The organism is Pseudomonas sp. PDM01 (genome assembly GCF_014852325.1).
Lineage (GTDB): Bacteria > Pseudomonadota > Gammaproteobacteria > Pseudomonadales > Pseudomonadaceae > Aquipseudomonas > Aquipseudomonas migulae.
In genome coordinates, this window is record NZ_JACVBK010000013.1 from 47,471 (window position 1) to 62,950 (window position 15,480).

A 15,480-nucleotide genomic window follows, 5' to 3' on the forward strand; every position below is an offset into this window, starting at 1 on the left:
GGGCAGAAATCTCTAAGGAAGGGGATCAATCGCGCTCAGCGGCGCTTGTGCGCTGTAGTCATCGGCGAACGGGATGGCCGGTTTGAACAGGCTTTTCCAGTCCGGTCGACCGAAGGCTCGATCGCTGTGGCTGCGCATCAGTGTTTCGAATTGTCGTTGGGCCTGGCGTTGCAGGGCGGGGTAGTCGGCGCCTTGAACCTGTCCGTCCTGCATCACGCAGCGGCCATCGATGTAGCTGGCGATGCAGTCGTCACCGCGTCCGGCCAGCACCAGGTTTTTCAAGGGGTCGAATAGCGGCCCGAGGTGCAGACCGCGAAGGTTGAACACCGTGATGTCGGCCTTGGCTCCCGGTGCCAGACGACCGATGTCGTCACGCCCCAACGCCTTGGCGCCCCCGAGTGTGGCCGCGTTGTAAAAATCCAGGGCGCTGGTCAGCGAACCGCCGCCCTCCATCAAGCGAGCGATGTTCAACCCCTGACGCATGTTCTCCAGCAGGTCCGCCGGCCAGGTGTCGGTGCCCAGCGCAAAGTTGATGCCCTTGGCCCGATAGCGTCCGAACGAGTTCAGCGCCTCGCCGTCCCGGGCAAACACCACCGGGCAATGCACCAGGCTCGCGCCGCCATCCACCAGCCGTTGCAGGTCTGCATCACCTTGGGTGTAAATGCCGTGGGGCAGCAGGCTGCGCGGGGTCAGCAGGTTCAACTGCTCCAGCCAGGCCAGCGGCGAAACGCCCCGCAACTGGTCGACCATCGCCACTTCGCCGAGGCCCTGACAGCAATGCAAGCGCATCGGCGCGTTCAGTTCGCGGCTCAGCGCGGCGGTGCGTTGCAGCAGCGCCGGGGTGCAGGTCTGGATGCGATCCGGCAGCAGCGCGCCGCGAATCAAACCGTCATGTGCACCGTCGAAATCCTGGAAAAAACGGGCCGCAGCGTCGAGCCCGGCCAGGCCCCGCGCTTCATCCCAGTGATGCCCGAGGCTGCCATTGGCGCGCCAATAACTCATGCCACTCATGTAGCAGGGCCCGAGGTAAGTCCGCAGTCCCAGCTCGGCCGCCACGCCAGCCACCGCAGAAAATTCGTCGTAGGTCTCGGCCCACTCGCGGTAATACATCGAGGTGATCGGCATGGCGGTGGTGATGCCATTACGGATCAGTTGCGTGAAGGCGTAGCGGTATTTGAAAACCTCTTCATCCGCGCTGTAACTCTCCCGCGGACCTGCCGCCAGATAGTCCTCGGACCACATCCGCCCCATGTCGCGTTCATCGCCGTTGTCCAGCGTCAGCACCGTGGAATCGAGGTCGCCGAGTGCATCCAGATCGATGAAGCCGGGACCGATCAGCGCGTTGCCGTAATCGATCCACTGATCCACCGGCCCCGAATAACCACGCCCGACAAACACAATGCGCGAGCCCTCGAACACCACTTCGCCGTCGCGCCACAGCACATGCTGCGTGCCGTCGAAGCCGACCACGCAGCTGCTTTTCAGGGCGATGCGCTTCACAACCGGCTTTCCAGCAGTCGACCACCTGCGGCAATCAGCTCGCCGCGCCGATAGACCTGTCGCAGCGGTCGAGCCACCACGGCTTCACCCAGCGTCTGCACCGGCATCAACAGGAAGTCCGCCGGTTGACCGAGCTCCACGCCATAATCCTCGCAGCCCAACGCCAGCGCACCATTCACCGTCGCCGCTGCAAACGCCGCCGCCAGTTCCTCGTCCTTGTTCAAGTCGAAACGGAACGCCAGCAGCATCGCCCGTTCCAGCATGTCGCCGTTACCCATGGGCGACCAGGCGTCGCGGATGCCGTCCGAACCCAGGCACACGTTCACCCCGGCCTCGCGCAACGCCAGGAACGGCGGCACCGCGCAATCGGCCGGTGCCGAACTCATCAACGAAATGCCCAGCGCCGCCAAGCGTTCGGCCACGGGTTTGACCTGGCTCCAAGGCAACATCCCGAGGCAATAGGCGTGGCTGATCATCACTCGGCCATGGCGCCCGAAATGCTCGGTGTAATCGGCGATCAGCGCGATTTGCCACAGGCCCAGTTCACCTTTGTCGTGCAGGTGAATATCGACACCACGGTCGAATTCGCTGGCCAGTTTGAACACGAAATCCAGTTGGGCGACGGGGTCGTTGTCGATGCCGCACGGGTCGAGCCCCCCGACGTTTTCCACGCCCAGGGCCATGGCCTCGCGCATCAGCTCGGCGGTGCCCGGGCGGCTGATCAGGCCGGTTTGCGGGAATACCACCAGTTGCAGGTCGATCAGGTCGCGGTAGCGTTCGCGCAGTTGTTGCATGGCTTCGACATGACGCAGGCCGAAATCCGGGTCGATGTCGACGTGGCAACGCATGGTCAGCGAACCACGGGCGATGCAGTTTTCCAGCAGGGCGCCGGCTCGCTCGGCGATGGGGCTCTGAACTTCACGCAGCACGCGGCGCTCGTTGGCGATGTAGTCCTTGAGCGTCGGCCCGGCGCTGTTCGGGCGCCAGGGTTGGCCCCAGAGGGTTTTGTCGAGGTGGACGTGGCTTTCCACCAGGGCCGGGGTGAGGAGCTGGTTCTGGCCGTCGATGTCGGTGGCGGTCAGTGGTGCGGACGATGCCGGGCGACGTTGTTTGAACAGGCCGTTTTCGATCAGCAGGTCTTCAGCGTTGGAACCGTAGGGCCGCACGTTGCGCAGCCAGCGGGGGGCATTCATTTCAAACCTCAAGCTTTGTGGTGTTTGGGCAGGCCTCTTCGCGGGCAAGCCTCGCTCCTACAGGTCCTGCGCTGCTCTTGTAGGAGCGAGGCTTGCCCGCGAAGGCCGCAACTCGGTCTCAAGCCGAGCAATCAGCCCTTGAGCTTCGACCAGATCCGGTCCTGCAGCTCACGCGCCTTGTTGCTGCACTCTTTCTCAGGGCGCAGGCGCGAGGCGAACTCGTCGGGCATGTTGATCGCGTCCATCACCCGCCATTTGGCGTCGATCAGCTTGTCGCTCTGAATGCCGTTGGCATAGGCGATCGCATTGGACACGGCGGCGGCGTTTTCCGGTTTCATCATCCAGTCGATGAAGATCTTCGCGTTGCCGGGGTGCGGCGCGCTTTTCGGTACGGCGAAGTTGTCCTGGAACATCGCCAGGCCTTCACGCGGATACACGTACTTGATGCTGCTCTTCTGCAACGTGGCCCGGGCGGTGGAGCCGTTCCAGTTCTGCATCATGATCACTTCACCAGAGGCCATGCGGTCGACGGTGTTGTCCGAGCTGTACATCTTCAGGAACGGTTTCTGCTTTTGCAGCAGTTCCAGAATGCGCTTGGCGTCCTGCGGGTTTTCGCTGCATTCGTCGACGTTCAGATAGTGGCTGGCGGCGTTGATCACGCTGCTGGAGGTGTCGAGCGCGGCGAGTTGGCCTTGCAGTTCCTTGCGTGGCTCGAAGAACTCCTTCCACGAATCGTCCAGTTTGCCGCCCGGCACGCGTGCGCTGTCATAGGAGAACCCGGTGGTGCCCCACAGGTACGGCGCCGAGAACTTGCGACCGGGGTCGAAGCTCGGGTCGCGGAACGCCGGTTTGACGTGCTGGAAATTGGGCAGGGTCGATGCGTCGATTTCCAGCAGCAGGTTCTGATTGATCAGCGTGCGCATGATCGACTGCGACGGCACGATCACGTCATACGCCGCACCACCGGCCTGCAATTTGGCCAGCAGGGTTTCGTTGCTGTCGTAACCGTCCATGGTGACCTTGATGCCGGTCTCCTTTTCGAATTTGGCCAGCAGGTCCACCGGGTAGTAATCGGTCCAGTTGTAGAAGAACAACTCCTTGGGCTCGGCGGCCTGTACGCTGAACGCGGTGAAGCAACTCAGGGCCAGACCGGTGACGGCGAAACACAGTTTTTTCATTTTCATGTTTTTGTGCGCTCCAGGATTTATTGGTTTTTGCCGCGCTGTCCCAGCCAGAAGGCCAGCACCACCAGCACGATGGAAATCACCAGCATCAGGGTCGAGATCGCATTGATCTCCGGCGTCACGCCGGCCTTGATCGCCGAGAAGATGTACACCGGCAAGGTGGTTGAACCCGGCCCGGCGACAAAGAACGTCATGATGAAATCGTCGAGGCTGACCACGAACGCCAGCACCGAACCGGACAGCACCGCCGGCCACAGCAACGGCAGCGTCACCCGGCGAAACACCTGCCACGGGTTGGCGTACAAATCGTTCGCCGCCTCCAGCAGGCTTTTGTCGAGATCATTGAGCCGTGCACGAATTGGTAGGTACGCGAAGGGAATGCAGAAGCCGACGTGCGCGACAATCACCGTCAGCAAACCGAGCTTGATCCCCAGCGCCATGAACAGCAGCAGGGTGGCAACAGCGGTAACGATCTCCGGCAGGATCAGCGGCAGGTTGATCCCGCCCTCGACCATTTTCTGTCCATAGAACGGCCGGTAAGTCGCCAGCGCCGCGAGCAGCGCAATGGCCGTGGCGCAGACCGTGGCGATGCTGGCGACGATGATCGAGTTCAGCGCTGCGGTCTGGATCGACGGGTTGGCCAGAATCCGCCCGTACCAGGCGAATGAAAACTCGGTCCACACCGTCGCCGAGCGGTTGGCGTTGAAGCTGTAGGCGATCAGCACGAAGATCGGTACGTACAGGTACGCGAGGATCAGCAGGCTGACTTCGCGGGTCAGCGGCAGTTTTTTCAGGTGCAGGGCGATCATGCGGTGGCTCCCCGACGTAGAGTTTTGGCGGCGCTGCGGCTATAGAGGGCGTACCCCACCAGCGACAGCAGCAGAATCCCCAGCAACAGGAACGACAGCGAACTGCCCAGCGGCCAGTTGCGCGCGGTGCCGAACTGTTGCTGGATCAGGTTGCCGATCATCAGCGTCTTGCCGCCGCCGAGAATCGCCGGGGTGATGAAGGCGCCGAGGCTCGGCACGAACACCAGCAGCGCGCCGGCAATCACGCCGGGCATCGACAGCGGCAGGATGATTCGCTTCAGCGCGTGCCAGCGGTTGGCGCCCAGGTCGTAGGCCGCTTCCACCAGGCGCCAGTCGAGTTTTTCCAGGGTCGAATAGATCGGCAAAATCATGAACGGCAGGAAGCTATAAACCAGCCCGACGCTGACGGCGAAGTCGTTGTAGAGCAGGGTGATGCCGCCCGCCTGCGGGAACAGCGTGTTGAGGCTCTGCGCGACCCAACCGTGTTCACGCAGGATGATCAGCCACGCGTAGTTGCGGATCAGCAGGTTGGTCCAGAACGGAATGGTGATCAGCAAGACCATGAGGTTGCGCCGGCGCGGGGTCAGGCTCGACATCCACAACGCCACCGGGAAGCCGAACAGGAAACACAACAACGTCGTGCCGCCGGCCTGGAACACCGAGCGCAACAAGGCTTGGGCGTAGACCCAGTTCAGCTCCAGTTCACCGTCGAATCCTTCCTGGAAAAACAGCTGCACGTAGCTTTGCAATTGCCAGTTGGCTTGCCAGTCGACGCCGCCGTAGACGTTGCGCGGCAACAGGCTGATGTAGCCCATGATGCCCAGCGGAATTGCGATCAGTGCCAGCAAAGTCAGAACCACCGGGCTGAGCAACAGCGCGCGGTTGAGAGCGGGGGAAGTGCTGCTGACGCTCATCTCAGGCCTCCATCAACAGGCAGGCGTGGGGCGGCAGATTGACCGCGACACGATCACCCACCACCCGGCCACGGTTCAGGCCTTCGTTGTTCTCGCGCAACATGACCTTGATGTCGTTGTTCAAGCGGCACTGATAAAGCGTCGCGGTGCCGACATACAACACTGCTTCGATCACGCCGCGCAGGTGATGAGGCTGCCCGACGTCGACCAGTTGCGAGCGCTCCGGGCGGAACGCCAGTTGCACGTTGTTGCCGTCGAAACCCTGGGCCGGGCAGGGGATCTCCACCGGCATGCCGCTGGGCACGAAGAGCTTTTCGTTCTGCTGGCCGCGCTTGAGATGACCGGGCAGAAAATTGATGTCGCCGATGAACTGGGCGACGAACTGATGCTGCGGCCGTTCGTAAATATCGTTGGGGGTGCCGATCTGCAGGATCTTGCCGGCGGACATCACGGCAATGCGGTCAGACAGGGTCAGGGCTTCTTCCTGATCGTGGGTGACGAAAATGAAGGTGATCCCGGCTTCCTTCTGCACGCGCTTGAGTTCGACCTGCATCTCTTTACGCAGCTTGAGGTCGAGCGCCGACAGGGGTTCGTCGAGCAGCAACACTTTCGGTTTTGGCGCCAGGGCGCGCGCCAGAGCCACGCGTTGTTGCTGGCCACCGGACAACTCGGCGGGTTTGCGCCTGGCCAGGTGTTGCATTTGCACCAGCGCCAGCATCTCATCGACACGCCGAGGAATAACCTTGTGATCAAGGCCCTGCATCTCGAGCCCGAAGGCGATATTCTGCGCGACGCTCATGTGTGGAAACAGCGCATAGCTCTGGAAGACGGTATTGACCCGGCGCTTGAACGGCGGCAGGTCGTTGACCGGTTCGCCGGCGAGACGGATCTCGCCATCGCTGACGTGTTCGAAACCGGCGATGGTGCGCAGCAGGGTGGTTTTGCCACAGCCGGACGGGCCGAGCAGGGTGAAGAATTCGTTGTCGGCAATGTCGACTGACACGTTGTCGAGGGCTGGAGCCAGCCCCGGATCGTCGGAATACCGCTTGGAGACGTTACGCACTTCGATAGCTATTGGTTGACCCATAATGGTGCAATCCTCTAATTATTGTATGCAATATCTGGATGCAATCTACAAATAACCGGATTAATCTGCTCGTGCAACCCCCTTTTTCAAAGGCTGCTCATCGCCTGGGGCCGGTTGTTTAGCGCTAAAGGAGTGTTGAGATGACCGAGAAGAAACTCGAGACCACGGTCGACCGCGTCTACCAAGGGGTTTACGAGGCGATCAGTAAGCGTTCGCTGCGTCCTGGCATGAAGCTTGGGGAGACTTCGCTGGCCGAACTTTTTAATGTCAGCCGAACGTCGGTTCGTGCCGCGCTCAAGCAATTGGAGGCGGATGGATTGGTGACGACCGAGCCCAATAAGGGTGCATCGGTGTCGTTGCCCAGCGATGAAGAGATCCGTTCGCTGTTTGAAACGCGACGCCTGATCGAGATCGGCATCGTCACTGAGCTCTGCCGGCGTCGTGACACCGCCGTGACCCGGGACCTGCGCGATCACCTGTTGCTCGAGGATGAAGCGCATCGCAACGGCGACCATGAACGGCTGATTCATCTGCTCGGCGAGTTCCACATCAAACTCGCGCAAAGCCTGAACAACCCGGTGTTGCTGGACTGGTTCCGCAAACTGATCTCCCGCGCCTCGCTGTACGCCGCCGCGCTGGACGACGACAGCCACGAAGCCTGCCGCGACGATGAGCACCTGCGCCTGATCGAGTACATCGAGGCCGGCAACCAGAGCGCCGCCATCGAACTGACCTGCATCCATTTGAACGGCATCGAGAAGGCGATCCTGGACGTCGCCGCCACGTTGAAGACTGGGTATCACCCGCTCAAACACCTGATTGAGGTTTGATCACAAAACTCAAACCTGACTTGGTACCTGTGGGAGCGAGCCTGCTCGCGATAGCGGTGTAACAGTCGATGAAGATGTCGAGTGTCACGCCCTCATCGCGAGCAGGCTCGCTCCCACAGGGATTTGTAGCAGCCGCAGATTCCCGGTCCCTGAGGGGACCGCGAGAATCAGCTAACCTCTATGAAACCATTGGCATCCGCAGTGCTCGAAACAAACGGGCGCCAATCACAGGACACAGAGCCAGTCGATGCAGTTTCTAGACGATAGCCACGGGTGTGCTGGATGGAACGGTGAAATGGCCGGACGCATCCGTGCGTTCGACTGGAGTCGCACCGAACTGGGAAGCCTGGAGACCTGGCCCGCCAGCCTGTGCAGCGCGGTGCAATTGCTGCTCGCGTCGCCGCTGCCAATGGTGATGCTCTGGGGCCGCCCCGGCTACATGATCTATAACGATGCGTACTCGTCGTTCGCCGGTGGCCGACATCCTTATCTGTTGGGCTCCCCGGTGGAGCTGGGCTGGCCGGAAGTCGCCGATTTCAATCGTCATGTGGTTGACACCTGTCTGGCGGGTGGCACGTTGTCCTATCGCAACAAAGAGCTGGTGCTGTTGCGCGACGGCGTCCCCGAAAACGTCTGGCTGGACCTGTATTACAGCCCGGTGGCGAATGACGAGGGGATGCCGGCCGGGGTCATGGCGATGGTGGTCGAAACCACGGAGCATGTGATCTCCGAACGCCGGCGCCAGGAGGCCGAAGACGCCTACCACGCCGACAATGAACGGGTGCGCCTGGCGTTGAACGCCGGTGCCTTGCTCGGCTCGTTCGTCTGGGACATCAAAGGCAATCGGCTCTCCGGCGATGAACGCTTTGCCCGGACCTTTTCCTTCCCGGCCGAGCATGACCTGGGCAACCTGCCAACGGAATTCGCAGAAGCGCGGATTCATCCCGACGACCGCAGTTGGGTCAATGAGCAAGTCAATCAATCCATCACCACCGGTGAACCTTTCAACGCCGAATATCGGGTCCTGCGTCCCGACGGCAGTTACCTGTGGGTGCAGGCCAGCGGTTGCTGCGAATTCGATGAGCAGGGTGAGCCGTTCCGCTTTCCCGGCGTATTGATCGACATCCACGAACGCAAGACCGCCGAAGAGTCCCTGCTCAAATTCACCCGAAACCTGGAGCAGCGCGTCGCCGACGAAGTCGAAGCGCGGCTGGCGGCGGAAGAGCAACTGCGCCAGTCGCAGAAGCTCGAAGCCATTGGCGGTCTCACGGGGGGCGTGGCCCATGACTTCAATAACCTGCTGCAAGTGATCGCCGGCAACCTGCACCTGCTGGCGCGGCATGAACCGGACAATGCCAACGTGCAGCGTCGGGTCTCGGCGTCGATTGCGGCGGTGGAGCGGGGCGCGAAACTGTCTTCGCAATTGCTCGCCTTCGCCCGCCGTCAGCCGTTGTCGCCGGCGGTCTGCGACCCACGACAGATCTTCGAAGGCCTGGGCGAGTTGCTGCAACGGGCGCTGGGCGAAACCATCCAGATCGATGTGCGGTTGCCTCAAGCGTCCTGGCACATCAACGTCGATCGAAACCAACTGGAAAACGCCATTCTCAATCTCGCGATCAATGCCCGTGACGCCATGGCGGGCGAAGGCACCATTGAGTTGAGCGCCGAGAACGTTACCCTCGACCGCAAGTTTTGCGCGGGCAAAGGTATTTCGCCTGGCGATTACGTGCGTGTCGCCGTCGCGGATACCGGCCTCGGTATGCCACCGCAAGTGCTCGCGCAAGCGTTTGAACCGTTTTTCACCACCAAGGCCGATGGTCAGGGTACGGGGTTGGGGTTGAGCATGGTGTTCGGTTTCGTCAAACAGAGTGACGGGCACATCGAGATGTCCAGCGTCGAGGGGCAGGGCACGCGCGTGCAGTTGTATTTTCCACGCAGCCTGCGCCCGTTGCTCAGTGAAACAGCGACCCATGACACGCAGCAACGCGGTGGGCATGAAACCATTTTGGTGGTCGAGGACAATGAAGCGGTGCGCGCTTCGGCGGTGGAATTATTGAGCGAGGAGGGCTATCAGGTCCTGACCGCCGCCAACGGTGATGCCGCCATGCAGATGTTGCTCGATGGCGTGGTGGTTCAGCTGATTTTCACCGACGTGGTCATGCCCGGCCTGATCAAAAGCTCGGACCTTGCCGCCTGGGCCAAAGTGCAAACGCCACCGGTGGCCGTACTGTTCACGTCCGGCCACACTCGTGACATTATTTCGCGCAATCACCAGCTCAGCCCCGATACCTTTTTGCTGAGCAAACCCTATGGTCCCGAGGCGCTGACCCGAATGGTCCGCACCGTCCTCAACGGCTGAACCCCGATCCAATTGTAGGAGCCGGCTTGCCGGCGATGGCGTCCTGCCAGCCGATAAAGATATCGCCTGACACACCGCTATCGCCGGCAAGCCGGCTCCTACAATTGGATTCGCGTAAATTCCTGGCAATGCGTTAATCCTTCGAACTTTTTGATCAAGGCCACCTGATGACTTCAAAGCGCACCTCCAATCCTCCTTCCGGCATGGTCAGGGTACGCGGGGCCCGTGAACACAACCTCAAGAACATCGACGTCGATATCCCCCGTGATGCGCTGGTGGTGTTCACCGGCGTCTCCGGTTCCGGCAAGTCATCCCTGGCGTTTTCGACCCTGTACGCCGAAGCGCAACGCCGTTATTTCGAATCCGTGGCGCCGTATGCGCGGCGTCTGATCGACCAGGTTGGTGTGCCGGATGTCGACTCCATCGAAGGCCTGCCGCCAGCGGTCGCCTTGCAACAACAACGGGGCACGCCGAGCACGCGGTCTTCGGTGGGCAGCGTGACCACGTTGTCGAGCCTGATCCGCATGCTGTATTCGCGCGCCGGCAGCTATCCGCCGGGGCAACCGATGCTCTACGCCGAAGACTTTTCACCGAACACGCCCCAGGGCGCCTGCCCTGAATGTCATGGTTTGGGCCGGGTCTATGAAGTCACCGAAGCGCTGATGGTCCCGGACCCGAGCCTGACCATTCGCCAGCGCGCGGTCGCTTCCTGGCCCACGGCGTGGCAAGGACAGAACCTGCGGGACATCCTCGTGACCATGGGCTACGACGTCGATAAACCCTGGCGCGACCTGCCGAAAAAGCTGCGCGACTGGATTCTTTTCACCGAAGAAACCCCGACCGTTCCGGTGTATGCCGGGCTCACACCCGAAGAAACCAAAGTCGCGCTCAAGCGCAACATGGAGCCGAGTTACCAGGGCACCTTCACCGGTGCCCGGCGCTACATCCTGCACACGTTCACCCACTCGCAAAGTGCGCTGATGAAGAAGCGCGTCTCGCAATTCATGCTCGGCAGCCCTTGCCCGCTGTGCGACGGCAAGCGCCTGAAACGCGAGGCGTTGTCGGTGACCTTTGCCGGTTACGACATCGGCGAGTTGGCGCAAATGCCGTTGCTGCAAGTGGCCGACGTATTGAAACCAGTGGCGGCGCACAGTTACCTCGACCAGGCCGATGAGGCGGGCGAGGTCTTGACCCACGAGCAGACCCGCGAGGCCCGTGAGCAGCGAGTGGCCCACGGCGCCAGTGGTCACGCCCATGCACCGGATGTGCGCCATACGCCGAACCTGTCGGTGGAAAAACGCCTGGCCGCGCAACGCATCGCCCAGGATTTGCTGGAGCGGGTCAGCACGTTGACGGACCTGGGGCTCGGTTACCTGGCACTGGAGCGCAGCACGCCGACGTTGTCGTCCGGCGAGTTGCAGCGCCTGCGTCTGGCGACGCAATTGGGTTCGCAGTTGTTCGGGGTGATTTACGTGCTGGACGAACCGTCGGCCGGTCTGCACCCGGCGGATGGCGAAGCGCTGTTCGAAGCCCTGCAACGTTTGAAAGCGGCGGGCAACACGCTGTTTGTGGTCGAGCATGATCTGGAAACCATGCGCCGCGCCGACTGGCTGATCGATGTCGGGCCGGCGGCGGGTGAGCATGGCGGCCGGATTCTGTACAGCGGTCCACCGCAGGGCCTGGCCGACGTAACGAACTCGCAGACCCGCGCCTACCTGTTCGCCGATCAGGTCAGGCTGCCGCGAGCCAGCCGCAAGCCGGCCGATTGGCTACGGCTGGAAGGCATCACTCGCAACAACCTGAATAACCTCAGCGTCGAGTTTCCGCTGGGCTGTTTCACCTCGGTGACCGGCGTCTCGGGCTCCGGCAAATCAAGCCTGGTCAGTCAGGCATTGCTGGAAATAGTGGGCGCGCATCTCGGGCGCGCCGCCAGTGACAGCGAGGCAGAAGAGTTGAGCCTTGAGGACGATGCACCGCAAGTCAGTGGCGGTCAGGTCAGCGCAGGGCTGGAGTCGATCAAGCGGCTGGTGCAAGTCGATCAGAAACCCATCGGCCGTACGCCGCGTTCTAACCTGGCGACTTACACCGGGCTGTTCGACAACGTGCGCAAACTCTATGCCGCCACGCCCGAGGCGCAAGCCAAGGGCTACGACGCCGGTCAGTTCTCCTTCAACGTCGCCAAGGGTCGCTGCCCGACCTGCGAAGGCGAGGGTTTTGTCAGCGTCGAATTGCTCTTCATGCCCAGCGTCTACGCACCATGCCCGACTTGCCATGGCGCCCGCTACAACCCCGAGACGCTGGCGATTACCTGGCAGGGATTGAGCATTGCGCAGGTATTGCAATTGACGGTGGATGAAGCGGTCGAAGTGTTTGCCGAGCAATCGGGTATTCGCCGCTCACTGGAAGTGCTGCGCGATATCGGCCTGGGTTACCTGCGGCTCGGCCAACCGGCGACCGAGTTGTCGGGCGGCGAAGCCCAGCGCATCAAACTGGCCACCGAACTGCAACGCAACCAGCGCGGGGCAACGCTTTACGTGCTTGACGAGCCCACCACCGGGTTGCACCCGCGGGATGTCGATCGCCTGCTCGAACAGTTGAACACGCTGGTGACGGCGGGGCACACGGTGATCGTCGTCGAACATGAAATGCGCGTGGTAGCCCAAAGTGACTGGGTGATCGACATCGGACCGGGGGCCGGGGATCAGGGCGGCAAGATTGTGGTGGCGGGCCCGCCGCAGAAAGTCGCCAGCAGCAAAAAAAGCCGGACCGCGCCGTTCCTCGCCAGAACCCTCAATACGTAGTGCCAGGACGACGAACGGACACCGCTGGTCTGATAGGCGGTCGACAGAACCCGCTAACCGAGGCCATTCTGATAGTTGGTGAACGCAATCGATCGCGTTTGCCGCCGATCAACAAACGGAGGTGTTCCATGCCGGTGCCACACGACCTTTATCAGGATTTGAAACTTTCAAAGGAAGATATCCAGCAAAAACGCACCAAGGATCCGTTACTGGATTCACTGATCAACAAGTATTCGCAGGCGGATGCCGAAGTGGTGAAGGCAGAGCAGGCCAAGTCCAGCGATGACTCAGTGAAGAAGCTCAAGGAGAAGCGCTTTCAGGTCAAGGAGAAGATCGTCCAACAGCTTCAGGTCCCGTCCTGACGTGTCGCTCCCGAAAGGAAACCGACAACGCAGAACCCCATAGCGAATGGATCCCCGTTAACTTTTGAACGACACCGAACCTGTAGGAGCCAGCTTGCTGGCGAAGCGATGGTGGCCACGATGACGCCATCGCTGGCAAGCCAGTTCCTACAGGTCAGTTCGACAACGCGGTGGCGAGCGGCAATCGCACCATGTGTCTGGCCTTCAACGAGCCGAAATACAACCACTCCCCATATTCACGCACCGTGGTGATCGGTGAGTAGTTGCCGCTGCTGCCATCCTGCAGATTGGCGATCACCTTTCCCTCCAGATCCAGTCCCAGGACAAACCCACGTTTCTCTATGGGTTTGGGCAGGACCGTCATCGCCCGCACAATCATCTTGCGCACGAAGGGATGCGGCGCCGTGGCATCGAGCAGGGCGTTGCGCGGTGCATACAGCGCCACCCAGAAACGGTCTCGGCCATTGAACGCCAGGTTGTCCGGCAAGCCCGGCAAATTGTCGATAAACAGATCGTGGGTGCCTGCCTTGGGTCCGCTCAGCCAGTAACGGCTGATGCGATAGGCGCCGGTCTCGTTCACCAGCACAAAGGCATCGTCCGGGCCCAGCGTCACGCCGTTGGCAAACTCCAGCTTATCCAGCAGGACCGTGGTTTTACCGGTCTGGAAGTCATAACGCAGCAAGCGACCGTCGCCGCCATGCTCGATGATCGCGTCGCCATCGCTGCCATAGCCGAAGCGGCTGGAAGCATCGCTGAAATAGGCGTAGTGCCCCGACTTGTCGATGACCACGTCATCAGTGAAGCCGAAGGGCACGCTGTTGGCCTCTGTGGTCAATGGAATCAAGCGACCCTGGGCGTCCAGCGACAGCAAGCCCTTGATCCCGTCGGCGATCACCAGCAAACCATTGGGGTGACGCGCCAGGCCCAGCGGTCGGCCGCCGGTATCGGCCAGCACCTTGGTGGCTTCGCCGTCGAGGCTGGTGCGGATCAGACGGCCGTCATGCAGGCCCGTAATGAGCGCATTGTTCTCCAGCAGCAACGCTTCCGGCCCGTCGATATCCGCCGCGCCGACACGCTCCACACCTTTGAGGCGTTGATTGTCGGCGTAGGGGCCGCTGGTGAGGGACGGTGCCGGCGGCGGAGTCCAGGCCACCGGTTGCACCTTGGTCGGCATCAGCAGCAGAAAGGCCGCGATGGCCACGATCACCAACAACACGACATGACGAAACTTGACGGTTCGACTCACGCGTTGGCTCCTGCGGTGGCCAGGTGTTTGTGCGTCATCTCGCGCAAGGCCTGCATCGATGCTGCCGATTCACGGTCAATGCGCCGCTTGAGCAACAGTCGATTGGCGATGCGCATTGCCAGGCCGCTGAACTGATAATCCAGGGTACGGACAAACCGCGTGCCATCGCCCTCGGCCGTGCATTCGTAAGTCACCACCAGCGACAGTCCGTTGTCACCATGAGCCCGCGCGATCCAGCGGCGACCGGGCAGGTACTCGTCGACCACCCAGCTCAGATGCCCCTCGCGCCCGCCGGCGCGGATGTCTTCCTCGAACCGCGCCCCGGCATGCAGCGAGCCGCCCGGACCATCGACCTTGAGCGACGACGGGTGCCATTCGGGCCAACGGGTCACGGTGCTGGCGTAGGCGAGCACGTCAATCGGGTTGCCGGCAATGTTGATCTGATGCTGCATGCTGGTCATGGGCGCTCTCGTCAGGTAGGTCGGCTCGGGCTCCCAATAGAGCGTGCCGAACAGGTAGTCCATCAGCGGAAAAACGATGTTGAAGTTGCGTTCCTGCATCAACTCGCGACGGTGATGCAGCTCATGCAGACGGCGCATCTGGCGGATCCACGGCAAGCGTGTGACCGGGTTCTCGGGCGGCAGGTGCTCGCAGGCATGAAACACTTCATAAGTCAGGTAACCAAGGACCAGGCAGCCACCGAAAAGCCCGGCGACGTTGGCATCGAACTGCTCAAGCAGCCACCAGACGGGCAGGGTAATGACGAGTGTGTGGACCACGATCAGCCACGCCGGAAACAGGATTACCCGCCAGTCACGGGCACTGTCGTAGGTCATGTGCCCGGGCGCAAAGAAGCTGTGATGGTCACCGGCGTGACGGGCATAGAACATCCGCGCGAAGCTCTTTTTGTGATGCCCCAGGTGGCGATGCACCATGTACACGCCAAAGTTGAAGAACAATAACGTCAGCGGCACCGCCAGCCATTCCAGCGGTTGCACCTGGTGCACAGTGCTCCAGAACAACCCGATGGCCAGCAAACCGAACAGCAGCACAAAGGCGCCGTGCAACCAGGGGTTGTAGAGGGGATGAATGTCTGCGCGATAGCGGTTGCGAAAAGCCTCGGTGGTCTGCCTCACTGCGGTCACCTGTGGTTATTGTTGTCCCAGCAGATTAGACGATCCCGCCGTGCAAGGCG

12 protein-coding genes are annotated in these 15,480 nt (G+C 61.5%); 4 read left to right on the forward strand and 8 right to left on the reverse strand.

The features are described from left to right. Nucleotides 1–12 precede the first annotated feature (12 nt). The 6 genes from IB246_RS26915 to IB246_RS26940 all read right to left on the reverse strand — a co-directional run bounded on the left by IB246_RS26915 (nt 13) and on the right by IB246_RS26940 (nt 6,687). Nucleotides 13–1,500, reverse strand: a complete 1,488-nt coding sequence (locus tag IB246_RS26915; protein WP_008042571.1) for an amidohydrolase family protein — start codon at nt 1,498–1,500, stop codon at nt 13–15. Beyond that, the gene (locus IB246_RS26920; RefSeq protein ID WP_008042572.1) at nt 1,497–2,693 is read right to left on the reverse strand and encodes an amidohydrolase family protein; all 1,197 of its coding nucleotides are present in this window, start codon (nt 2,691–2,693) and stop codon (nt 1,497–1,499) included. The genes IB246_RS26915 and IB246_RS26920 overlap by 4 nt, the downstream gene beginning before the upstream one ends. A 131-nt stretch (nt 2,694–2,824) precedes the next feature. Further along, on the reverse strand, nt 2,825–3,877 hold the full coding sequence (locus IB246_RS26925; RefSeq protein WP_008042573.1) for an extracellular solute-binding protein: 1,053 nt from the start codon (nt 3,875–3,877) through the stop codon (nt 2,825–2,827). A gap of 20 nt (nt 3,878–3,897) precedes the next feature. Continuing rightward, on the reverse strand, nt 3,898–4,686 hold the full coding sequence (locus tag IB246_RS26930; RefSeq protein ID WP_008031524.1) for an ABC transporter permease: 789 nt from the start codon (nt 4,684–4,686) through the stop codon (nt 3,898–3,900). Continuing rightward, nucleotides 4,683–5,600 carry an ABC transporter permease gene (locus IB246_RS26935; protein ID WP_008042584.1) on the reverse strand — a complete coding sequence of 306 codons (918 nt, stop codon included), beginning with the start codon at nt 5,598–5,600 and terminating at the stop codon, nt 4,683–4,685. Before IB246_RS26935 ends, IB246_RS26930 begins: the two co-directional genes overlap by 4 nt. Nucleotide 5,601: 1 nt before the next feature. After that, on the reverse strand, nt 5,602–6,687 hold the full coding sequence (locus IB246_RS26940) for an ABC transporter ATP-binding protein (protein ID WP_008031528.1): 1,086 nt from the start codon (nt 6,685–6,687) through the stop codon (nt 5,602–5,604). A gap of 140 nt (nt 6,688–6,827) precedes the next feature. Here IB246_RS26940 and IB246_RS26945 point away from each other — a divergent pair, with 140 nt between their 5' ends. The 4 genes from IB246_RS26945 to IB246_RS26960 all read left to right on the forward strand — a co-directional run bounded on the left by IB246_RS26945 (nt 6,828) and on the right by IB246_RS26960 (nt 13,039). Beyond that, on the forward strand, nt 6,828–7,517 hold the full coding sequence (locus IB246_RS26945; protein ID WP_008031530.1) for a GntR family transcriptional regulator: 690 nt from the start codon (nt 6,828–6,830) through the stop codon (nt 7,515–7,517). Between the two features lie 295 nt (nt 7,518–7,812). Next, nucleotides 7,813–9,876: a PAS domain-containing sensor histidine kinase gene (locus tag IB246_RS26950; protein ID WP_008042587.1), complete on the forward strand. Its 2,064-nt coding sequence runs from the start codon at nt 7,813–7,815 to the stop codon at nt 9,874–9,876. 167 nt (nt 9,877–10,043) lie between these two features. Beyond that, nucleotides 10,044–12,677, forward strand: a complete 2,634-nt coding sequence (locus IB246_RS26955; protein ID WP_008042595.1) for an excinuclease ABC subunit UvrA — start codon at nt 10,044–10,046, stop codon at nt 12,675–12,677. Between the two features lie 128 nt (nt 12,678–12,805). Beyond that, nucleotides 12,806–13,039 carry a hypothetical protein gene (locus IB246_RS26960; RefSeq protein WP_008031536.1) on the forward strand — a complete coding sequence of 78 codons (234 nt, stop codon included), beginning with the start codon at nt 12,806–12,808 and terminating at the stop codon, nt 13,037–13,039. 154 nt (nt 13,040–13,193) lie between these two features. Here IB246_RS26960 and IB246_RS26965 read toward each other — a convergent pair whose 3' ends face one another. Then, nucleotides 13,194–14,285 (reverse strand): SMP-30/gluconolactonase/LRE family protein, encoded by a 1,092-nt coding sequence (locus IB246_RS26965; RefSeq protein WP_008031538.1) that lies wholly within the window; start codon nt 14,283–14,285, stop codon nt 13,194–13,196. Then, nucleotides 14,282–15,421 (reverse strand): sterol desaturase/SRPBCC family protein, encoded by a 1,140-nt coding sequence (locus tag IB246_RS26970; RefSeq protein WP_008042596.1) that lies wholly within the window; start codon nt 15,419–15,421, stop codon nt 14,282–14,284. The genes IB246_RS26965 and IB246_RS26970 overlap by 4 nt, the downstream gene beginning before the upstream one ends. Nucleotides 15,422–15,480 lie beyond the last annotated feature (59 nt).